Genomic DNA, 20,690 nt, shown 5'->3' with positions numbered 1-20,690 from the left:
TCATGACCGTGTTGAAGATGACCGACCTCGACCTGCAAGGTAAGCGCGTACTGATTCGCGAAGACCTCAACGTGCCTGTGAAGGACGGTGTGGTAACCAGCGACGCGCGTATCCTGGCAGCGCTGCCGACCATCAAGCTGGCCCTGGAAAAGGGTGCCGCCGTGATGGTCTGCTCGCACCTGGGCCGCCCGAGCGAAGGCGAGTTCTCTGCCGAGAACAGCCTCAAACCGGTTGCCGACTACCTGAGCAAGGCCCTGGGCCGCGACGTGCCGCTGGTGGCCGACTACCTGGGCGGCGTCGAGGTCAAGGCCGGTGACCTGGTGCTGTTCGAGAACGTGCGCTTCAACAAGGGCGAGAAAAAGAACGCCGATGAACTGGCGCAGCAGTACGCGGCCCTGTGCGACGTGTTCGTGATGGACGCCTTCGGCACCGCCCACCGCGCCGAGGGTTCGACCCATGGCGTTGCCAAGTTCGCCAAGGTTGCCGCTGCCGGCCCGCTGCTGGCTGCCGAGCTGGACGCCCTGGGCAAGGCCCTGAAAGCCCCGGCCAAGCCGATGGCGGCCATCGTTGCCGGCTCCAAGGTGTCGACCAAGCTGGACGTGCTGAACAGCTTGAGCAGCGTCTGCGACCAGCTGATCGTGGGTGGCGGCATTGCCAACACCTTCCTGGCCGCCGCTGGCCACCCAGTCGGCAAGTCGCTGTACGAGCCTGACCTGGTCGACACCGCCAAGGCCATCGCCGCCAAGGTCAGCGTGCCGCTGCCAGTGGACGTGGTCGTGGCCAAGGCCTTCGCCGAAGACGCCGAAGCCACCGTCAAGGCCATCGCCGACGTGGCGGCCGACGACATGATCCTGGACATCGGCCCGCAAACCGCGGCCAACTTCGCCGAGCTGCTGAAGTCGTCGAAAACCATCCTGTGGAACGGCCCGGTTGGCGTGTTCGAATTCGACCAGTTCGGCAACGGCACCAAGGTGCTGGCCAAGGCCATCGCTGACAGCGCGGCATTCTCCATCGCCGGTGGTGGCGATACCCTGGCGGCCATCGACAAATATGGCGTCAGCAAGGATATCTCCTACATTTCTACCGGTGGCGGCGCGTTCCTCGAATTCGTCGAAGGCAAGGTACTGCCGGCCGTGGAGATCCTGGAACAGCGGGCAAAAGCCTGATAAAGGCGGCGCCTGGCAAAGGGAGCGACCTGATGGTCAAGCAATTGCCTGTGATGATCCTGGCCTGCCTGTTGGGCGCCTGCTCCAGCGGCCCCACAGCGGACGCCGACCCGGCGCACCCGCCCAAGGGCGGGTGCTACCAGTCCGAGTGGCAAGCCGAGACGGTGCCGGTGATCAGCAAGCGCGTCGGGCCGCAAGGCCTGGACAAGTATGATGAAGAACACCAGCGCCAGGCGCCGGGTTGCCCTTGAACCTGCGTTTCGTCGGTACAGGCAACCAAGCGGCCGTTGTGTGGTCATCTAGAGGATATTCAATGAAAGCGCTGATGGCCGCCTCGGCCCTGGCGACACTGGCAGGCTGCTCGCTGCTGCAGCCGGCGCAACCGGCCCCGGCCGACAACTGGACCCGCTGGGTCTGCGATACCCAGGCCGAAGTGCTGTGGCGCTTCGCCGATGCCAAACACGACCAGGTCGATGTCCGCCTGGGTGGCGGCGACCAGGTCTACCGGCTCAAATCCGAGCCGGGCGCCTCGGGCGCGCTGTACAGCGATGGCGTGCTGGCCTTCCACACCAAGGGCGAAGAAGGCCTGGTGTACTGGGTGGCAACCAACGATCTGATTGGGCGGGGCTGCAAGGCACCGTGACTGGCCGGGCCGCCACGCGGCCCACACAACTTGAACAGCAACCGCCCCTGCGGCAGGCTTGCATGAAACAAACGACGCTTGTCGGGAGAGAGATACACAATGGCACTCATTAGCATGCGCCAGATGCTGGACCACGCCGCCGAGTTCGGTTACGGCGTTCCGGCTTTCAACGTCAACAACCTCGAACAGATGCGCGCCATCATGGAAGCGGCCGACAAGACCGACTCCCCGGTGATCGTCCAGGCTTCGGCCGGCGCCCGCAAGTACGCCGGTGCCCCGTTCCTGCGCCACCTGATCCTGGCTGCCATCGAAGAATTCCCGCACATTCCGGTGTGCATGCACCAGGACCACGGCACCAGCCCGGACGTCTGCCAGCGCTCGATCCAGCTGGGCTTCAGCTCGGTCATGATGGACGGCTCGCTGGGTGAAGACGGCAAGACCCCGACCGACTACGAGTACAACGTGCGCGTTACCCAGCAGACCGTGGCCATGGCCCACGCCTGCGGCGTATCGGTAGAGGGCGAGCTGGGCTGCCTGGGTTCGCTGGAAACCGGCATGGCCGGTGAAGAAGACGGTATCGGCGCCGAAGGCGTGCTGGACCACAGCCAGATGCTGACCGACCCGGAAGAGGCCGCCGACTTCGTCAAGAAGACCCAGGTCGACGCCCTGGCCATCGCCATCGGCACCAGCCACGGCGCCTACAAGTTCACCAAGCCGCCTACCGGCGACGTGCTGGCCATCGACCGCATCAAGGAAATCCACAAGCGCATCCCCAACACCCACCTGGTGATGCACGGTTCTTCCTCGGTTCCGCAAGAGTGGCTGGCGATCATCAACCAGTACGGCGGCGACATCAAGGAAACCTACGGCGTACCGGTTGAAGAAATCGTCGAAGGCATCAAGCACGGCGTGCGCAAGGTCAACATCGACACCGACCTGCGCCTGGCCTCCACCGGTGCCATGCGCCGCCTGATGGCACAGAACCCAAGTGAGTTCGACCCGCGCAAGTTCTTCGGTGAAACCGTGAAGGCCATGCGCGACGTGTGCATCGCCCGTTACGAAGCCTTCGGCACCGCCGGCAATGCCTCGAAGATCAAGCCGATCTCCCTGGAAGGCATGTTCCAGCGATACCTGAAAGGTGAGTTGGCCGCCAAGGTCAACTAACAGGCCGTCAAAGCCAGAAAACCCGCAGCGATGCGGGTTTTTTTATGCGCGGAATTCAGGTTGAATTCCCTGCAGGGGAACCATTAGTCGGCTAACGTGATACTTATTCACTGATAGCGTTCTGATTGCATTGAATGTTGCATCCCCGAGGCTAGAGTATTTAATCGGATCCAATCAAAAGTTGATGCTGGTCAAACAAGAGAAGCAGCATGGATGGCGCTTACCCTCAACCATTGGATGGCAAGTCGGTTCTCCTGGTGGTAGACGATTACCCGGAAAACCTGATCAGCATGCGCGCCCTGCTGGCGCGCAATGATTGGCAGGTGCTGACGGCAAGCTCCGGGACCGAAGCCCTGGGCACCTTGCTCGAACACGATGTCGATCTGGTGCTGCTGGATGTGCAGATGCCGGAGATGGACGGTTTCGAGGTGGCCCGCCTGATGCGCGGCAGCCAGCGTACCCGGCTTACCCCCATCATCTTCCTCACCGCCAACGAGCAGTCCGACGCCGCCGTGCTCAAGGGCTACGCCAGTGGCGCGGTGGACTACCTGTTCAAACCGTTCGACCCGCAGATTCTCAAGCCCAAGGTGCAGGCGCAGCTTGACCAGCAGCGCAACAAACGCATGCTGCAGCGCCTGACCCGTGAGCTGGAAGCCGCCCGCGCGTTCAATGCCTCGATTCTGGAAAATGCCGCCGAAGGCATTCTGGTGGTGGGCGCCGAGGGGCTTATCAGTTTTGCCAACCCGGCGATTTCGCGCTTGCTCAAGACCCCGGTCGAGCAACTGCAGGGCGCCCCGTTGCTGAGCCTGCTGCAGCTGGCCAATGCCACCCTGTGGACCGAGTCGGAGTTCCATAGCGCCTACCTGGCGCGCCAGATCGTGCGCGTGCACGACGCGCACCTGCGCACCCCGGGTGGCCAACTGGTGCCGGTGGCCCTGTCCTGCGCACCGTTGCCGGCGGAGCAGCAGGCCATGGTGGTTACGGTGCTGGACATGTCGGTGGAGCGCAACCTGCACCAGCAACTCGAATACCAGGCGGTCACCGACCCGCTGACCGGGCTGCTCAACCGCCGCGGTTTCTACCAGGCCGCCGAGGGCGCATTGCTGCGCAGCGAGCGCTCGGACAAGGCCCAGGCCTTGATGTACATGGACCTGGACGGCTTCAAGCGGATCAACGACTCGCTTGGCCACGAAGCCGGCGACCGGGTGCTGCGCTGGGTGGCCGAGCAAATCAAGGACTGCCTGGGCAGCGAGGCGCTGCTGGCGCGCATGGGCGGTGATGAATTCACCGCCCTGTTCGACGGTTTGCCGTACCCGGAACAGGCCGGGCGTTATGCAGAGAAATTACTCGAACGTGTGTCGATCCAGCAGCAGATCGAAGGGCTCGACGTGTGCCTGGGCGTGAGTATCGGGATTGCCACCTACCCCGATTGCGGGGCCAATGTGGAAGGCTTGCTGAGCGCCGCCGACACTGCCATGTATGCGGCCAAGCAAGCCGGCCGCCAGCAGTACCGTTTCTACGACCAGGAACTCAACGGCCGGGCGCGTTCGCGCCTGATGCTCGAAGACAGCGTGCGCAATGCCATCGAGGCGCAGGATTTCACCCTGGTGTACCAACCCCAGGTGGCGTTCGCCGACGGCAAACTGCGCGGCTTCGAGGCGCTGTTGCGTTGGCAGCACCCCAGCGTCGGCGATGTGCCGCCCGGGCTGTTCATTCCATTGCTGGAAGAAGCGCGCCTGATCAACCGCCTGGCCAGCTGGATCTACCGCCAGGGCGCCGCCCAGCGCCAGGCCTGGAGCCAGCGCTTCGGCGCGGACCTGGTGCTGAGCATCAGCCTGAGCCGGGCGCAGTTCACCATGCCCGGTTTGGTCGACGAGCTGCAGCGGGTGATCCAGGACGACCAGCTGATTCCCTCGCAGCTGGAGGTGGAGGTGGCCGAAACCTCGCTGATGTACAACATCGACGCGGCCATCAAGCAGATTCACCGCCTGCGCGAGCTGGGCGTGCGCGTGGCCCTGGACGACTTCGGCGCCGGTGACTGCTCGTTGCGCATGCTGCGCGACCTGCCGATCGATACGGTGAAGCTGGACCGCCACCTGGTGGCGCGCTTGCCGGACTCAGCCGCCGATGCCGCGTTGGTGCGCAGCGTGATCAGCCTGTGCGCCGACTACCGCATCACGGTCATTGCCGAAGGCGTGGAAACCCCGGCCCAAGCTGCGTGGCTCAAGGCCAACGGGTGTGAATACGTGCAGGGCTTCCTGGTGGCCTACCCGATGACCGCCAGTGACGCCAGCGGCTTCCCGGCGAATTATTCCTGGCCACGGCCATGATTGGCTAGAATCGGCATTCGTTACACCGAAGCCGTGCCATGACCGAACTACGCTATTTGCAAGCCTACCCGCCACACCTGCAGGAGCAGGTGCGGCAGATGATCGACAGCGACCGCCTGGGCGAGTACCTGCAGCGCCGTTACCCCGGCCGCCATGCCGTGCAGAACGACAAGGCGCTGTACGGCTATGCCCAGGACTTGCGCCAGCAGTACCTGCGCAGTGCGCCGAACCTCGACAAGGTGCTGTTCGACAACCGGCTGGACCTCACCCACCGGGCCCTGGGGCTGAACACCGCGGTATCGCGGGTGCAGGGCGGCAAGCTCAAGGCGAAGAAGGAAATCCGTATTGCCTCGCTGTTCAAGGAGGCGGCGCCGGAGTTCCTGCGCATGATCGTGGTGCATGAGCTTGCGCACCTGCGCGAGCGCGACCACAGCAAGGCGTTCTACCAGCTTTGCCAGCACATGGAACCGGCCTACCACCAACTGGAATTCGACCTGCGCGTCTACCTGACCTACCGGGAGTTGCCAGGCAACCTGTAAGGACCCGCAGCATGGATGTGAGCAAGACCAAGAGCAGTTTCTACCGCCGCCTCTATGTGGCCTGGCTGATCGACAGCCAGACCGCCACCAGTGTACCGGCGCTGATGGAGGCCACCGGCATGCCACGGCGCACCGCGCAGGACACCATCGCCGCGCTGGCGGACCTGGACATCGTCTGCCAGTTCGAACAACAGGACGGCGCGCGCAACCACGCCGGGCAGTACCGCATCCATGACTGGGGCGCGATCGACAAGCAGTGGATCATCCAGCACCTGCGCCAGATCAAGACAGTGCTCGGGTACCCTTGAGGCACGCGGCGGCGCATCGCGAGCTGCGCTCGCTCCTACATTCCCAAGGCCAACACCACCCTGGTAGGAGCGAGCGCAGCTCGCGATAGGGCCCGCCCAGGAATCCTCACGTCGCCGGCGATTCCTTGACCAAATGCGCCGCCAGGGTCCGCAACGGCCCCAGCTGCCGGCAAATCAGCGCCAACTGTGTCTGCACCAGCCGCTGATGCTCATCCAGCTCTTCGGGCATCTGCTCCAGCGCATTGGCCAGCGCTTCTTCCTCGTCACTGTGGATCGCCACCGGCAAGCGCGCCGCCAGCCCATTGGCGATTTCATCCAGGCTGCTGGCCACGCGCTGTCCGGCTCCCTCGATCAACTGCTCCTGTACTTCGGCCGGCAGCGCCGTGTCGCGGTGCGCGCCTAGCCCAGACAGGTAGCTGAGCAGGGTGTGCGACAGCACCAGGAAGCGGAACCCCACATCGGCTTCCTTGCGAAAGTGCCCTGGCTCCATGAGCATGTTGGCCAGCGTGGTCGACAGCGCCGCGTCGGCGTTGTGGGCGTTGCGCCGGGCCAGGCGGTAGGCCAGGTCGTCGCGCTTGCCATGGGCGTACTGCTGCATGATCTGGCGCAGGTACACGCTGGCGCAGGCCAGGGTGTTTGCCAGCGCCTTGTTCAACCGCCGGCCCTGCCAGTCGGGCAGGAACAGGAACACCGCGAGGATGGCGATCAGGCTGCCGACCAGGGTATCGAACAGGCGCGGCAGGAACAGGCCATAGCCATCGCCGATCTGGTTGAAGCAGAACAGCACCATCAGGGTGATCGCCGCCGTGGCCAGGGTGTAGCGGGTGGTGCGGTTGACGAAGAACACCACCCCGGCGGCCACCGCGAACAGCGACTGGATGACCGGGTTGGGGAACAGGTCGAACAGCGCCCAACCCACGGTCAGGCCGATGGCCGTGCCGATGATCCGCTGCACCAGCTTGCGCCGGGTGGCGCCATAGTTGGGCTGGCAGACGAACAGCGTGGTGAGGATGATCCAGTAGCCTTGGGTGGGGTGGATCAGGTGCACCATGCCGTAGCCGATCGACAGCGCCAGTGGCAGGCGCAGGGCATGGCGAAACAGCAGTGAGGTTGGCGTCAGCTGAGTACGCAGGCGTGTCCACACGTCTTTCAGGTTGCGCGGCGAGCGGTCGAGCAGGCTGCTGTCGCTGGCATCGGCCAGGCTGTCGGGGTTGCTTGCGGCGCTGAGCAGGCGGTCGAGGGTCGCCAGGTTGGCGGCCAATGCCCGCAGCGAGCGCAACAGGCTGCGCCAGGCTGGGTTGCTTTGGATGCGCAGGTGCTCCAGCGAGGCGTTGAGGTCTTCCAGGGCTTCGGCGAAACCGCTGGCCAGGACGAAGGGCTGGCGCAGGCGGATCGACCGGGCCAGTTCCTGGCAGGACGAGCCTTGCTTGCGCAGCAGGCGTTGGCAGCGGAACATCACGTCGCTGTGGAAGAACGCCTCGCTCAGGGCGTTGTACGGGTAGTGCGAGGCGCTGACCCGCTCGTGGATATCCTGGGCCAGGAAATACAGCTTCAGGTAGCGGCTGACCTTGGAGTTCGGCTGGCTGTTGCCAACCCGGTGCAGGATGATTTCCTTGGCCGCATTGAGCGCCGCCACCACTTTGCCGTTCTGCCGCGCCAAGGCCAGGCGCTGGGCTTCGACATCGAGGGTGCGGATCGGCTCGAACAGCGCCGCCTTGAGCTTGAGGTAGCTGCCCAGCTCGAAGAACAGCTTGGCCAGGCTCTGTTGCACCGGCTGGTTGGAAAACAGCGCCTGCCACAGCACCGAGAGCAGGCCGTACCAGGCCGCACCGGCCACCAGCAGCATCGGTTCGTGCCAGAAATCGGTCACCAGGCCGCCGCGCTGGTCCACGCCGATCATGGTGTACACGGCGGTAATCAGCGTCGCCGAGGCGATCGCCCCGTAGCGCTCGCCCAGTGCGCCGAGCATGGTCAGGCCGAATGCCGCCAGGGCCAAGGCGATGGCGAAGATCCAGGGGTAGGGGAACAGCAACTCCACCGCCAGCGCGGCAATGGCGAAACACACCAGGGTGACGGCCAAGGCGCTGAGGCGGCCTTGCCAGCTGTCGTCGGTCTCGGCCAGGGCGCTGGCGATGATGCCGAGGAACAGCGGAATCAGCAGGGCCATCTCGTTCTGATACCAGCACAGGGCCAGGCTGCCGGTGAGGGCAAGGGTAACCCGGATGCTGTAGCTGAACTTGTCTTGGCCCCACAGGCGACGCAGTGACTGACGCAACGAGCTCGATGACATGATGGCCTGCTAGGCAGTGATCGAAAGAATGCATTGCAGCACGGCCCAGCAAGAAGCGTTCCGTGCTGCTGAATGGATTCTACCCTACACGAACTGCGCTGCGGCGTTGGCAGAGGCCCAGGCCCACTGGAAGTTGAAGCCGCCCAGATGCCCGGTCACATCCAGCACCTCGCCGATGAAGTACAGGCCTGGGCTTTTTAGCGATTCCATGGTCTTGGACGACACTTCGCGGGTGTCTACGCCACCCAAGGTGACTTCGGCGGTACGGTAGCCTTCGGTGCCGGCCGGCACCACCTGCCAGTTCGCCAGTTTTTCTGCGATCTGCGCCAATTCTGCCGGGGTGTACTGCTTCATCGGCCTGGATTCGAACCACTGCTCGGCCAACAGGTTGGCCAGCTTGCGGGTGAATACCTCGGCCAGTACCGTCTTGAGCTCGGCGTTGGCGCGCTCGGCCTGCACCTGTTGCAGCCAGTGCAAGGCATCGCGGTCGGGCAGCAGGTTGATCTCCACCGTGTCGCCGGCTTCCCAGAACGAGGAAATCTGCAGGATCGCCGGGCCACTGAGGCCGCGGTGGGTAAACAGCAGGTTTTCGCGGAAGCTGGTGCCGTTGCAGCTGGCGGTGCAGTCCAGCGAGGTGCCCGACAGCTCGGTGCACAATGCCTTGAGTTGGGGCTCGGTGATGGTGAACGGCACCAAACCGGCGCGGGTGGGCAGCAAGGCATGCCCGAACTGGCGCGCCACCTGGTAGCCGAACCCGGTGGCGCCCAGGGTTGGAATCGACAGGCCGCCGGTGGCGATCACCAGCGATTGGCAGGCGAAGGGGCCTGCACTGGTTTGCAGCAGGTAGCCGGTTTCGGTTTTCTCGATGTGCTCGATGCTGGTGCTCATGCGGATTTCGGCGCCGGCGTCGGCGCATTCGGCCAGGAGCATGTCGAGGATGTCACTGGCCTTGTTGTCGCAGAACAGCTGGCCGAGCTTCTTCTCGTGGTAGGGCACACCGTGCTTGGCCACCAGCTCGATGAAGTCCCACTGGGTGTAGCGGGCCAGTGCCGACTTGCAGAAGTGCGCGTTCTGCGACAGGAAATTGGCAGGCTCGGTGTACATGTTGGTGAAGTTGCAGCGTCCGCCGCCCGACATGAGGATTTTCTTGCCGGGCTTGTTGGCGTGGTCGAGCAGCAGCACCCGGCGGCCACGGCGCGCGCTGAGCTGGGCGCACATCAGGCCGGCGGCGCCGGCGCCGAGGATGATCACGTCGGTGGAGTGCACGGTGTTACCTCATAGATTGCCGGGGCTGCTCTGCAGCCCAATCGCGACCTGCGGTCGCTCCTACCGGAGCTGCGCGGCCCGCATTGGGCGCTACGCGATCCCTGGTAGGAGCGACCGCAGGTCGCGATTGGGCCGCAAAGCGGCCCCAAAAGGGTTCAGACGATACGAACTTTCAGGGACCGGCCCTTGATCTTGCCGCTGTTCAAGCGCTGCATGGCCTGCTTGGCCAGCGGCCGTTCGACGGCCACGAACGCCTGGAAGTCGAAAATCGCGATCTTGCCCACCTGCTTGCCCGGAATGCCGGCATCGCCGGTCAGCGCGCCGAGGATATCGCCCGGGCGCAACTTGTCCTTGCGCCCGGCGGCGATGCACAGGGTGCTCATCAGCGGCAGCAGCGGCTCGCCGCCCTTGTTCTTCAGGCTGTCCAGCTGGTCCCAGCGCAGCGGGCTTTTCTGCAGGGCCTCGATGGCCTGGGCACGGTGGCCTTCGGCTGGCGCCACCAGGCTCACCGCGATGCCTTTTTCGCCGGCCCGGCCGGTGCGGCCCACGCGGTGTACGTGGATCTCGGCATCACGCGCCAGTTCCACGTTGATGACCATGTCCAGGCCATCGATATCCAGGCCGCGGGCGGCCACGTCGGTGGCCACCAATACCGAGCTGCTGCGGTTGGCGAACATGGTCAGCACCTGGTCGCGGTCGCGCTGTTCCAGGTCGCCATGCAGGGCCTGGGCGACGATGCCCTTGGCGGTCAGGTGGGCAACCACGTCCTCGCACTGCTGCTTGGTGAAGCAGAAGGCCACGCAGGACTGCGGGCGGTAGTGGCCGAGCACGCGGGTCACGGCGTCCAGGCGCTGCTGCGGGTCGATCTCGATGAAGCGCTGCTCGATCTGGTTGTCGGCGTGCAGGCTCTCGACCTTCACCTGCTGCGGCTTGCGCATGAAATCGGCAGCCAGTTGCTCGATGCCGGCCGGGTAGGTGGCCGAGAACAGCAAGGTCTGGCGACGCGAAGGGGTTTTGCCAATGATGCTGGCGATGGCATCGAAGAAGCCCATGTCGAGCATGCGGTCGGCTTCGTCGAGGATCAGGGTGTTCAGGCCATCGAGCACCAGGGTGCCTTTGTCCAGGTGCTGCTGGATACGCCCAGGGGTGCCGACGATGATGTGCGCGCCATGCTCCAGCGAAGCGATCTGCGGGCCCAGCGACACGCCGCCGCACAGGGTGAGGATCTTGATGTTGTCCTCGGCACGGGCCAGGCGGCGCAGTTCCTTGGCCACCTGGTCGGCAAGCTCGCGGGTGGGGCACAGCACCAGGGCCTGGCAGCCGAAGTAGCGCGGGTTGATCGGGTTGAGCAGGCCGATGCCGAAGGCGGCGGTCTTGCCGCTGCCGGTCTTGGCCTGGGCGATCAGGTCCTGGCCGCGCAGGATGACGGGCAGGCTCTGGGCCTGGATTGGCGTCATCGAGGCATAGCCGAGGGCGTCCAGGTTGGCCAGCATGGCGGCGGACAGCGGCAGGGAGGCAAAGGCGGTGGATTCGGTGGTCACGAGGCGGGCCTGCGGTGCGAAGCGAAAAATGCCGCACAGTCTACCAGCCTCATGGCCATTCGCCCTACGACTCCATGTGTTGTTCCGGACGACGGGCACGCCTTCCGTCCGTCGGCGACAGCTGCAGGAAGATCGCCGCCGCCAGCATGGCCATGACGCCGATGGTGACGAACGTCAGCTGGAACGCGCCCAAGGTGGTTTCCACGCCCTCGGCGCTGCCGGCGGCGGTGAAGCCGCCAAGCAAGGCCCCGGCGCAGGCCACGCCCAGGCTCAACGACAGTTGCGCAACCACCGACAGCAGGCTGTTGCCGCTGCTGGCGCTGGCATCGTCGAGGTCGATCAGGGTCACTGTGTTCATGGCCGTGAACTGCATCGAGTTGACCGCACCGAGCAGCGCCAGCTGCACCAGCAGCAGGGCATACGGGGTTTGCTCATCGACCAGCCCCAGGCTTGCCAGCAACAGCCCCAGCAGCAAGGTGTTGCCGGTGAGCACGATGCGGTAGCCCAGGCGTTCGATCAACGGCCGGGCCACGGACTTGGCGACCATCGCCGAGGCCGCCAGCGGGATCATGCTCATGCCGGCCTGGGCCGGTGAATAGCCCAGCGCTACCTGCAACAGCAATGGCACCAGGAACGGCAGGGCGCCGCTGCCCAGGCGCGAGAACAGGTTGCCGAGGATGCCGATGGCGAAGGTGCGCACGCGGAACAGGCTGGGCGAGAACAGCGGCTCCGGGTCGCGCCCGGCACGCAGCCAGTAGGCGGCCAGGCAGGCCATGCCGGCAAACAGCAGCAACATGACCCGCAGGTGCGGCAGGTGCAGCTCGCCCAACCCCTCCATGGCGATGGTGATCAGCACCATGGCCGCGCCGAACAGGACGAAGCCCGGGCCGTCGAAGCTGGTGCGCTCGGCGCCGCGCAGGTCGGGGATGAACTTCCACACCGCGTAGCAGCCCAGGGCGCCGACCGGCAGGTTGAGCAGGAAAATCCAGTGCCAGCTAAGGATTTCCACCAGCCAGCCGCCCAGGGTCGGGCCCAGCAGCGGGCCGAGCAGGCCGGGGATGGTGATGAAGCTCATCACCCGCACCAGCTCGCTGCGCGGGTAGGCGCGCAGCACCACCAGCCGCCCGACGGGCAGCATCAGCGCGCCGCCCAAGCCCTGGACCACACGCGCGAAGATCAGGAACACGAGGCTGTTGGCGGCGGCGCACAGCAGCGAGCCGAAGCTGAACAGCAAGATGGCGCTGAAGAAAATGCGCTTGGTGCCGAAGCGGTCGGCGATCCAGCCCGAGGCCGGTATCAGCAGCGCCACGGTGAGCATGTAGGCGATCACCACGCCCTGCATGCGCAGCGGGTCTTCGGCAAGCGAGCGGGCCATGGCGGGCAGGGCAGTGTTGAGGATGGTGCCGTCCAGGGACTGCATGAAGAAGGCGATGGCCACCACCCAGGGCAGCCAACGGGCGGTGGTGGGGTCAAGCGGTGCTCGGTCGGGCATGGCTTCCTCTTTTTGCCTGTGCCGGCCCTTTCGCGGGGCAAGCCCGCGCCTACAGCGAAAGGGCCGGAAATGCCAATCACAATGTCAGGGTAAGGCCTTTGACCAGCGCACCCGGCAGATGACTCGACCCGGTGCTGCGCTGCCCATAGGTACTGGTAGACAAGATCATCTCGCGCTCGCAGGTCAGGTCTTCCAACTGGCTTCCCAGCAGGCTGTACAGGCTGTCGTCAAAGCGCATGGTGCTCACCGGCCCCTGGATCTCGCCGTTCTCCACCCAGAAGGTGGCAAAGCGGGTCAGCCCGGTCATGCGCGCGGCTGGCAGGTCCGAGTAGTTCAGGTACCACAGGTTGCTGATATACAGCCCGGTGCCGAGCCGCTGCAGGATCTGCCCGGTGGCAAGGCTGCCCGGCGCCAGGCTCAGCGCACAGGGCGACTCATAGCTGTCGGCACCATTGGCCAGCAGCGCGAACTCCGCCGCGCTGCGTGCGCTGATCAGCCGCTTCAGTGCCTGGCCCTGCTGGATCAGCGGTACATCCAGGCGCGGCGAGCCTTCGTCGGAAAACGCCGGGCTCAGCGAGCCGCTGACCTGCTCGGTGAAGCTCACCAGCGGGCTGAGCTGCGCATCGCCGCTGTACAGGCGTTGCAGCGCGCTGTTGCCGGTGGCCAAGGCCTGCGCGGAGAAACCGCCCCAGCACAGCATGCCGGCGATTTCGTCCATGGCGGCCGGCGCCAGGTAGGCGCGGTAGCTGCCGGGCTTGAGGGTGACCGCCGGGCGGCCCAGATAGCCCAGCTGTTCCCGGGCCTGGCGCAGGCGGGCGCTGAAGTCTGCGGCGCTCCACTGCTGCCCGGCGTAATTGGCCTTCACTGCCTGGCCATTGTTGTGGAACAGGCTCCAGTCGAAGTTGAAGCTGTTGGCCTGGTGCCAGCCCAAGGCCCCGTAGGAGCTGGCAAAGCCCCGGCAGATCGGGCCGGCGGCGTAGATCCCGACCAGGTCGAGGTCGCCGGCTTCGCGGTCGAGCAAGGCCAGCACTTCACTCAGCTCGGGCAGCGGCTGCACCTGCTGGCTGTGGCTTTGCCAGGCGCTTTCGTCCAGGCGCAAGTACGGGTCGACGGCCAGCAGCGGCAAGGTCTGGCGCAGTTGCGCCAGGGCATCGAGCAGGCGCTGGTGGTCGAGCGGGGCGTCACCACTCAAGGTCACCTGCTGCTCTGCCTGGCGGTTGTCGCGGATCAGCCGCAGCTGTGCGCTGGCTTGGCTCACGTCGCCGGCCTGGCGCACCTGGGCGTGGTTGAAGCGCACGAACTGCGAGTGCTCGGCGCTGTAGCCGAGGGTGAACTGTTCACCGGCCTGCAGGGCGCTGCGCACGGCGCCTACCAAGGCTTCGAATGCATGTTTCATCAGGCGTCTCCCCCGAATACGTCGATCTGGCGGAACACGCAGGCGGGCGAGGCGTGCCCAACCCGCACCACCTGGTTGGGTTCGCCCTTGCCGCAGTTGGGCGTGCCCAGCACCTGGAAGGTGCTGCGGTCACCGACTGCCGCCAGGTTTCGCCAGAACTGCGCGGAGATGCCGCGGTAATTGGGGTTCTTGACGATGCCCTTGAGCTCGCCGTTCTCGATCAGCTGGCCCCATTCGCAGCCGAACTGGAACTTGTTGCGCGCATCGTCGATGGACCAGGAACGGTTAGTGCGCATCAGGATGCCGTGCTCGATGCCGCCGACCAGTTGCTCCAGGCTCTGGTCGCCCGGTTCGATGTTGAGGTTGGCCATGCGGTCGATCGGGGCGCGGTTCCAGCCACAGGCGCGGCTGTTGGCAACGCCGTCCAGGCCCGAGCGGAACTGCGACAGCGCGCCGCCCAGCGGGCGCAGCAGCAGGCCATCGCGGATCAGGAACTGCTTGCTGGCCGCTGTGCCGTCGTCATCGAAGCTGTAGCTGGCCAGCTCTTCGCCGATGGTGGGGTCGAAGGTCACGTTGAGCTGTGTGGAGCCGTACTGCAGGTGGCCGAAATCGCTGGCCTTGACGAAGCTGGTGCCGGCGTAGTTGCGCTCGTCACCGAGGATGCGGTCCATCTCCAGCGGGTGGCCGATGGACTCATGGATCTGCAGCATCATCTGGTCGGGCATCAGCAGCAGGTCACGCGGGCCGCTGGGCGTATTTGGCGCCAGCAACAGCTGCAGCGCCTCATCGGCGACCTGGCGGGCGGCGCTGACCAGGCCACAGCGTTCGATCACCTCGAAACCGCCCTGCTGGCCGAAGTTGTCGCGGCCCAGGCTGCGGCTCTGGCTGTCCTGGCCGTTGCTGGCGGTGACGCTCAGGCCGGGGAACAGGAAGCGCTGGGCATGGCGCAGCTCGGCGCCCGCGCTGTTCAGGTAGGTTTGCTCCACCAGGCTCAGGCCGAGGCTGGCTTGCCAGTCCACCAGGCGGCTGTCCTTGGGCACGCTGGCCGATTCGGCGGCGAGCAAACCCAGGCAGTCGGCAAGGTTGGGCAGCGGCTGGTCGAAGTTGGGCGAAATGTGGTCGTGGCGGGCATCGGTCACGGGCTGGCCGCGCAGGTCGAGCAGGCTGTAGCTGGCGATCTGCCGGGCCAGTGCCTCGGCCTGTTCCAGCGCCCGTTGCAGGCCGGGCTGGGACAGGTCGGCAGTGGCCGCGTAGGCCTCCACGCCGTTGACCCGTACCGTGAGCATGGCGCCTTCGTCCTGGCTGAAGAAGGGTGGCTCGGCCACATTGCGGCGCACCGACAGCGCCTGGTGCGACTGTTTTACATGGCGCAGGGAAAACAACTCGGCCCTGCTGCGCAGCGCGTTGAAGCGCTGGCGCAGCAGGGCGCTGGAATCGAACATGTGCAAGCCTCCGTTTTCACGGTGGCTCCCCCTAGAACCACCCGTCTTGCATGGTGAGGCAGGTGTCGTCGCGTGCCTCTAGCAATGCCAGGTCATTATGGCAGCCCGGTACTTCCCAGGTCAGGAAATAACGAGCGGCTTGCAGCTTGCCCAAGTAGAAGTCGCGGTCGGCGGGGTTGCCCTTCAACAGGCCGAGCTCAGCGTGAACCGCCTGCTCCAGCCAGCGCCAGCCGATCACGCAGTGGCCGAACGCCTTGAGGTACAGGGCCGAATTGGCCAGGGCGCCGGCGACCTTGCCCTGGGCCAGGTCACCGAGCAGCGCCAAGGTCACGCTTTGCAGGCGGTTGACCAGTTGTTCCAGCGGCTGGCGCAGTGGGTCGAGGGCGGGGTGAGGGCTGGCACGCTCGGCGGTGGTGGCGATCAGGCGGATCAGTTGCTTGAGGCCGGCACCGTTGTTCTGGGCAAGCTTGCGGCCCAGCAGGTCGAGCGACTGGATGCCCTCGGTGCCTTCGTGGATCGGGTTCAGGCGGTTGTCGCGGTAATACTGCTCCACCGGGTATTCGCGGGTGTAGCCGTGGCCGCCAAGGACCTGGATCGCCAGTTCGTTGGCCTTGAGGCAGAAGGCCGAAGGCCAGGACTTGACGATGGGCGTCAGCAGGTCGAGCAGTTCCTGGGCCTGCTTGCGCTCGGTTTCTGCACCGGCGGTGTGGGTATCGTCGAACAGCCGCGCGGCATACAGGCCCAGGTCGAAGGCGCCTTCGACATAGGCCTTCTGTGCCAGCAGCATGCGTTTCACATCGCTGTGCTCGATGATCGGCACGGCCGGGCTGTGTGGGTCTTTGTTGTCTGGCAGGCGGCCTTGGGGCCGCTGGCGGGCGTATTCCAGTGAGTAGAGGTAGCCGGCGTAACCCAGCATCACCGCGCCCATGCCCACACCGATGCGCGCCTCGTTCATCATCTGGAACATGCAGGCCAGGCCCTGGTGTGGCTGGCCGACCAGGTAGCCGACGCATTGGCCGTTGTCACCGAAGTTCAGTGCGGTGGAGGTAGTGCCGCGCCAGCCCATCTTGTGGAACAGCCCGGCCAGCAGCACGTCGTTGCGTGGGCCGCGGCTGCCGTCTGCGTTGACCAGGTACTTGGGCACGATGAACAGCGAGATGCCTTTCACCCCAGCGGGTGCGTCCGGCAGCTTGGCCAGCACCATGTGCACGATGTTCTCCGACAGTTCGTGGTCGCCGCCGGAGATGAAGATCTTGTTGCCCTTGAGCCGGTAGCTGCCATCGCCTGCCGGTTCGGCGCGGGTGCGGATGTCGGCCAGCGACGAGCCTGCATGGGGTTCGGTCAGGGCCATGGTGCCGAAGTAGCGGCCTTCGATCATCGGTTGCAGGTACAGGCGTTTCTGTTCCGGGCTGCCAAAGCTTTCGATCAGGTTGGCCGCGCCCATGGTCAGGAACGGGTAGGCCGTGGTGCCGGCATTGGCTGCCTGGAAATGGGCGAAGCAGGCCTGCGAGACGAGGCTGGGCAGTTGCATGCCGCCCACTTCGAAGTCGCGGTTGGCATTGAGGAAGCCGGCTTCGAGGAAGGCATCGACAGCGGGTTTCACTTCGGCAATCAGTTCGGCACGGCCATCCATATACCGCGGTTCGTTTTCGTCGGCCTTGCGGTTGTGCGGGGCGAAGAATTTTTCGGCGATGGTGCGTGCGGTGGCCAGGGCGGCGTCGAAGGTTTCGCGGCTGTGCTCGGCGAAGCGTGGGCGCTGGGTGAGCGCTTGGGCGTCGAGGACTTCGTAGAGTTCGAAGGCGAGGTTGCGGGGGCTGAGCAGAGTCTCGGGCATGGTCGCGGTCCTTGGGCGGGATGCAGCGAGTCTAGGGGGTTGGGTGGGGGGCGGGGAGGTTAATAGGTTTGGGTGATATGGGTTTAGAAAGGGGGGAGGCGTTTTTGGGGCCTGCCTTGGGGATTTTAGCGCCTGTGAGATCGAGCGCCGCCCGCGCGGCGCATCGCGAGCTGCGCTCGCTCCTACGTTTGTTTCCGGCCAGTAACGCCTGTGGCAGACGCGCGCGACCGCCTTGTTGGTACGACGCGATATCGCGCCATGCGCCAAAGCGTTCGCGCGCAAATCCCCCAGGACTCACTGGCCCGAAACAAACGTAGGAGCGAGCGCAGCTCGCGAAGCGCCGCGCGGGCGGCGCTCGATCTTTCAGGCGCTGAACCTCTCAAGACATGCATGAAAACAGAAAACTCCTACAGCGTTTTCAGATTATCTGGAAGTGCGAAATTTATTTTGATGATGTAGATGTGATCCTTTCGTGAGGAAGGAATAACAATGGAAAAGTTGGCTCGCTGGAAAAATATCAGAAAGGAAGAATTGTGTAAGGTTGAAGATCCATTTTTTTCAGTTTCGATAGTCAGGGATAATTTGAAAAGTAGACGCTATGTGCAAGAGTTATGTGGCGTCACCGACCTCTTGAGGGAGTGTGGTCTGTATAGCTCGGTTAGCCTGACTGGCGATCAGATAGAAAGGGCGCTCAGGCCAGTTGCATCGGGTGAATGGATGCTGATTAAAGATCAGCCATTCAAACCGATTGATCTCGATAAGTGGTGGTATGCGAAAATTTGCAACAGTAGAGGTGACGGTGAGTATTTGATAAACACGCTCTCAACGGTGCTTGGGCCTGGCAAGTGGAAAATAGATGACGTGCGTGTTAATAAAGTTGCATCGAGTGCTGCTTTTTTTGCAAATTTTCTGACATCTAGAGGTGATGAGGGACGGGTGTTCCTGTCCTCAGGAAAGGATTTTGCGAATACGACGAGAACGGTAACTCAGAAATGGGTGCCGCTTGGCAGTGAAGAACTTGATTTTGCGTCGTCCTCGGCAATTCATCGGTATGGTCTGGAGCGTGAGGTTACACAAATCTATGTCGAAGCTGATGATGATTGGGATGTATCGGGCACCTCGTGGCATTCGCGTCCGGTCATAGCAAACGAAGAATATGAGTTCAAAGACAAATGACAGGGAGATCAAGTTTAATCACATCAAAGCGTTTGGTCGGTTTTTTCTGGGGGGTAATGGACGCTTTCTATATTTGCTTTGTGGTGTTCAGTGCTCTCGGAAGAGGCGTTACACCCTTTTTAAGTGACTTCGAATCTGCCCTCGCAAACATGGAACAGTGGGGGGGAGGTCTTGAATTTATGGTGTGGATGGGCCTCGTTACCCAGGCCTCTCTTGTGGCCAGTAGCCTCATGCTTTGTTTGGGTAGGGTTTCGGGGATCTACTTGGCGTTCATTCAGATTCCTTTTCGTGTCTTTTTTGTGATCCCATCTTTTATGTTGATTTTGCTCTTGCCTGATACCAACACGTGGATTTGGTTGAGCCTTGTAGCTGCTTCTGAAGGGGCTAAAGCTTGGAGTCTCTGGTGGCTCTGGAGGCACCGCAGCTGAAAACAACAAGGTAGGAGATGTAGGTGTCTGTTTGATCGAGCACTGCCCGCGCCCTGTAGGAGCGGGCTTGCCCCGCGAACACCGGCTTAGCCGGTGCCATGCACCGCGGTGCCTGCTTCGTAGAGTTCGAAGGCGAGGTTGCGGGGGCTGAGCAGAGCCACAGGCATGGTCGCGGTCCTTGGGCGGGATGCAGCGAGTCTAGGGGGTTGGGTGGGGGGTGGGGAGGTTAATAGGTTTGGGTGATATGGGTTTAGAAAGGGGGAGGCGTTTTTTCGTCTGCCTTGGGTGTTTTAGCGCCTGAAAGATCGAGCGCCGCCCGCGCGGCGCATCGCGAGCTGCGCTCGCTCCTACGTTTGTTTCCGGCCAGTAACGCCTGTGGCAGACGCGCGCGACCGCCTTGTTGGTACGACGCGATATTGCGCCATGCGCCAAAGCGTTCGCGCGCAAATCTCCCAGGACCCACTGGCCCGAAACAAACGTAGGAGCGAGCGTAGCTCGCGAAGCGCCGCGCGGGCGGCGCTCGATCTCACAGGCGCAGAATCTCTTCGGGCAATCACAGGGAAGAACCCTACGCGCAATGGTGGCATTACCGTCGCTCTGCGCGACTCCTTAGGCGTTAGGCGGTGCATGATTCACGCGGGCAAGGCTATCGGAATTTTCTTACTTTGCCCTCGGAAGCGTATGGCATACGCCTAAATAGGCACCGATGTTCAATGGCAACCCTAAACAACACAAGGGTTGCTAATAATGTCTGAACAAGAGAAGGCCCCGGCTACTCAACAGCCGCAGTTTTTTGTGGTGTCTTTAAAGAAAGTAGCGATCGTCAGCTTTTTTACATTTGGTTGGTATTGGCTTTTTTGCTTTCATCGTAGCTGGGTACTGCACCGAAGGTACACAGGGGAGCGGGTGCTACCACTGATTCGTGCATTGTTCGCCGTTTTTTTTGTTTATTCGTTGCTAAGGCGTGTGGATAAGAAGATTGGTAGTTCAGGGCGCAGGTATCAGTGGTCGCCGCTCGCGATAACTCTGGTTTTTATTGTCAGCTGCGTACTTACTTTTTATGTAGAACACGGTCTGTACGGACCCAGCGTTAACGCTGCGATTATTGGGCTTTTTTTGTTGGATGTATTGAATGTCTGGTGCGTGGTGATCATGCAGCGCGCAATAAATTATTCTGAGGGGGATGTTAGCGGGGAGGCAAATTCGGCGATTACTGTTTTTAATTGGCTGTGGATGGCATTAGGCCTGTTGATATGGCCCAGCCTGATTTTGGCAGTGCTTGCGGGATTGCTGATGGGTATCGATTAGGCGCAGCTTGATGGTGCGGGCTCGTTGCCCGCAAGCGCGCCGCCATCCCGTGTAGGAGCGGGCTTGCCCGCGAACACCGGCTCAGCCGGTGCCATGCACTGCGGTGCCTGCTTCGTAGAGTTCGAAGGCGAGGTTGCGGGGGGGCTGAGCAGAGTCTCGGGCATGGTCGCGGTCCTTGTGCGGTCAGACAGGGGGCGTTCTTGGGGGCTGCCTTGGGGATTTTAGCGCCTGTGAGATCGAGCGCCGCCCGCGCGGCGCTTCGCGAGCTGCGCTCGCTCCTACGTTTGTTTCCGGCCAGTAACGCCTGTGGCAGATGCGCGCGACCGTCTTGTTTGTACGACGCTATATCGCGCTATGCGCCAAAGCG

General features: G+C 63.5%; 16 protein-coding genes. 9 read left to right on the top strand and 7 right to left on the bottom strand.

Features of this window, described 5'->3' with window-relative positions:
- The first annotated feature begins 2 nt into the window (after window positions 1-2).
- The 7 genes from F3J44_RS03500 to F3J44_RS03470 all read left to right on the top strand — a co-directional run bounded on the left by F3J44_RS03500 (window position 3) and on the right by F3J44_RS03470 (window position 6,150).
- Window positions 3-1,166 carry a phosphoglycerate kinase gene (locus F3J44_RS03500; protein ID WP_167068444.1) on the top strand — a complete coding sequence of 388 codons (1,164 nt, stop codon included), beginning with the start codon at window positions 3-5 and terminating at the stop codon, window positions 1,164-1,166.
- 32 nt (window positions 1,167-1,198) lie between these two features.
- A complete protein-coding gene (locus F3J44_RS03495) occupies window positions 1,199-1,417 on the top strand; it encodes a hypothetical protein (protein WP_167068447.1) in 219 nt (72 codons plus the stop codon).
- 62 nt (window positions 1,418-1,479) lie between these two features.
- Complete coding sequence (locus tag F3J44_RS03490; RefSeq protein WP_167068450.1) at window positions 1,480-1,809, top strand: MliC family protein; 330 nt, start codon at window positions 1,480-1,482, stop codon at window positions 1,807-1,809.
- Window positions 1,810-1,908: 99 nt separating this feature from the next.
- On the top strand, window positions 1,909-2,973 hold the full coding sequence (gene fba / locus F3J44_RS03485) for a class II fructose-bisphosphate aldolase (protein WP_008093958.1): 1,065 nt from the start codon (window positions 1,909-1,911) through the stop codon (window positions 2,971-2,973).
- A 209-nt stretch (window positions 2,974-3,182) separates the two neighbouring features.
- Window positions 3,183-5,303, top strand: coding sequence for a bifunctional diguanylate cyclase/phosphodiesterase (locus tag F3J44_RS03480; protein WP_167270661.1), 2,121 nt, complete (start codon window positions 3,183-3,185; stop codon window positions 5,301-5,303).
- A 38-nt stretch (window positions 5,304-5,341) separates the two neighbouring features.
- Window positions 5,342-5,842 (top strand): M48 family metallopeptidase, encoded by a 501-nt coding sequence (locus F3J44_RS03475; protein ID WP_167068457.1) that lies wholly within the window; start codon window positions 5,342-5,344, stop codon window positions 5,840-5,842.
- Window positions 5,843-5,853: 11 nt separating this feature from the next.
- On the top strand, window positions 5,854-6,150 hold the full coding sequence (locus F3J44_RS03470) for a helix-turn-helix domain-containing protein (RefSeq protein WP_167068460.1): 297 nt from the start codon (window positions 5,854-5,856) through the stop codon (window positions 6,148-6,150).
- A 106-nt stretch (window positions 6,151-6,256) separates the two neighbouring features.
- On the opposite strand, the gene yccS is transcribed toward F3J44_RS03470, so the two are convergent.
- The 7 genes from yccS to F3J44_RS03435 form a co-directional block, all read right to left on the bottom strand.
- Window positions 6,257-8,440 carry a YccS family putative transporter gene (gene yccS / locus F3J44_RS03465; RefSeq protein ID WP_167068463.1) on the bottom strand — a complete coding sequence of 728 codons (2,184 nt, stop codon included), beginning with the start codon at window positions 8,438-8,440 and terminating at the stop codon, window positions 6,257-6,259.
- An 84-nt stretch (window positions 8,441-8,524) separates the two neighbouring features.
- On the bottom strand, window positions 8,525-9,706 hold the full coding sequence (locus tag F3J44_RS03460) for an NAD(P)/FAD-dependent oxidoreductase (RefSeq protein ID WP_167270660.1): 1,182 nt from the start codon (window positions 9,704-9,706) through the stop codon (window positions 8,525-8,527).
- A gap of 155 nt (window positions 9,707-9,861) precedes the next feature.
- A complete protein-coding gene (dbpA, locus tag F3J44_RS03455; RefSeq protein WP_167068470.1) occupies window positions 9,862-11,247 on the bottom strand; it encodes an ATP-dependent RNA helicase DbpA in 1,386 nt (461 codons plus the stop codon).
- 64 nt (window positions 11,248-11,311) lie between these two features.
- Window positions 11,312-12,739, bottom strand: coding sequence for a multidrug transporter subunit MdtD (mdtD, locus tag F3J44_RS03450; protein WP_167270659.1), 1,428 nt, complete (start codon window positions 12,737-12,739; stop codon window positions 11,312-11,314).
- A gap of 76 nt (window positions 12,740-12,815) precedes the next feature.
- Window positions 12,816-14,135: a TldD/PmbA family protein gene (locus F3J44_RS03445; RefSeq protein ID WP_167068476.1), complete on the bottom strand. Its 1,320-nt coding sequence runs from the start codon at window positions 14,133-14,135 to the stop codon at window positions 12,816-12,818.
- Complete coding sequence (locus tag F3J44_RS03440) at window positions 14,135-15,577, bottom strand: TldD/PmbA family protein (protein ID WP_167270657.1); 1,443 nt, start codon at window positions 15,575-15,577, stop codon at window positions 14,135-14,137. Before F3J44_RS03440 ends, F3J44_RS03445 begins: the two co-directional genes overlap by 1 nt.
- Window positions 15,578-15,608: 31 nt before the next feature.
- Entirely contained in the window at window positions 15,609-17,411 is a 1,803-nt protein-coding gene (locus F3J44_RS03435) for an acyl-CoA dehydrogenase (RefSeq protein ID WP_167270655.1), read from the bottom strand.
- A gap of 489 nt (window positions 17,412-17,900) precedes the next feature.
- On the opposite strand from F3J44_RS03435, the gene F3J44_RS03430 reads away from it, so the two are divergent.
- Both F3J44_RS03430 and F3J44_RS03425 read left to right on the top strand, forming a co-directional pair.
- On the top strand, window positions 17,901-18,587 hold the full coding sequence (locus F3J44_RS03430; protein WP_167270653.1) for a hypothetical protein: 687 nt from the start codon (window positions 17,901-17,903) through the stop codon (window positions 18,585-18,587).
- Window positions 18,588-19,762: 1,175 nt separating this feature from the next.
- A complete protein-coding gene (locus F3J44_RS03425; protein ID WP_167270651.1) occupies window positions 19,763-20,323 on the top strand; it encodes a hypothetical protein in 561 nt (186 codons plus the stop codon).
- Window positions 20,324-20,690 lie beyond the last annotated feature (367 nt).

This window comes from Pantoea sp. Tr-811 (genome assembly GCF_011752535.1).
GTDB lineage: Bacteria > Pseudomonadota > Gammaproteobacteria > Pseudomonadales > Pseudomonadaceae > Aquipseudomonas.
The sequence above is the reverse complement of the archived record's forward strand: the minus strand, read 5'-3'. Positions and strand labels throughout refer to the sequence as shown.

Coding starts and splice junctions, on each gene's coding strand:
- F3J44_RS03425 (WP_167270651.1), top strand. CDS start 19,763: ATGTCTGAACAAGAGAAGGCCCCGGCTACTCAACAGCCGCAGTTTTTT.
- F3J44_RS03490 (WP_167068450.1), top strand. CDS start 1,480: ATGAAAGCGCTGATGGCCGCCTCGGCCCTGGCGACACTGGCAGGCTGC.
- F3J44_RS03475 (WP_167068457.1), top strand. CDS start 5,342: ATGACCGAACTACGCTATTTGCAAGCCTACCCGCCACACCTGCAGGAG.
- F3J44_RS03495 (WP_167068447.1), top strand. CDS start 1,199: ATGGTCAAGCAATTGCCTGTGATGATCCTGGCCTGCCTGTTGGGCGCC.
- F3J44_RS03440 (WP_167270657.1), bottom strand. CDS start 15,577: ATGTTCGATTCCAGCGCCCTGCTGCGCCAGCGCTTCAACGCGCTGCGC.
- F3J44_RS03430 (WP_167270653.1), top strand. CDS start 17,901: ATGGAAAAGTTGGCTCGCTGGAAAAATATCAGAAAGGAAGAATTGTGT.
- yccS (WP_167068463.1), bottom strand. CDS start 8,440: ATGTCATCGAGCTCGTTGCGTCAGTCACTGCGTCGCCTGTGGGGCCAA.
- fba (WP_008093958.1), top strand. CDS start 1,909: ATGGCACTCATTAGCATGCGCCAGATGCTGGACCACGCCGCCGAGTTC.
- F3J44_RS03500 (WP_167068444.1), top strand. CDS start 3: ATGACCGTGTTGAAGATGACCGACCTCGACCTGCAAGGTAAGCGCGTA.
- mdtD (WP_167270659.1), bottom strand. CDS start 12,739: ATGCCCGACCGAGCACCGCTTGACCCCACCACCGCCCGTTGGCTGCCC.
- F3J44_RS03445 (WP_167068476.1), bottom strand. CDS start 14,135: ATGAAACATGCATTCGAAGCCTTGGTAGGCGCCGTGCGCAGCGCCCTG.
- F3J44_RS03435 (WP_167270655.1), bottom strand. CDS start 17,411: ATGCCCGAGACTCTGCTCAGCCCCCGCAACCTCGCCTTCGAACTCTAC.
- F3J44_RS03470 (WP_167068460.1), top strand. CDS start 5,854: ATGGATGTGAGCAAGACCAAGAGCAGTTTCTACCGCCGCCTCTATGTG.
- F3J44_RS03480 (WP_167270661.1), top strand. CDS start 3,183: ATGGATGGCGCTTACCCTCAACCATTGGATGGCAAGTCGGTTCTCCTG.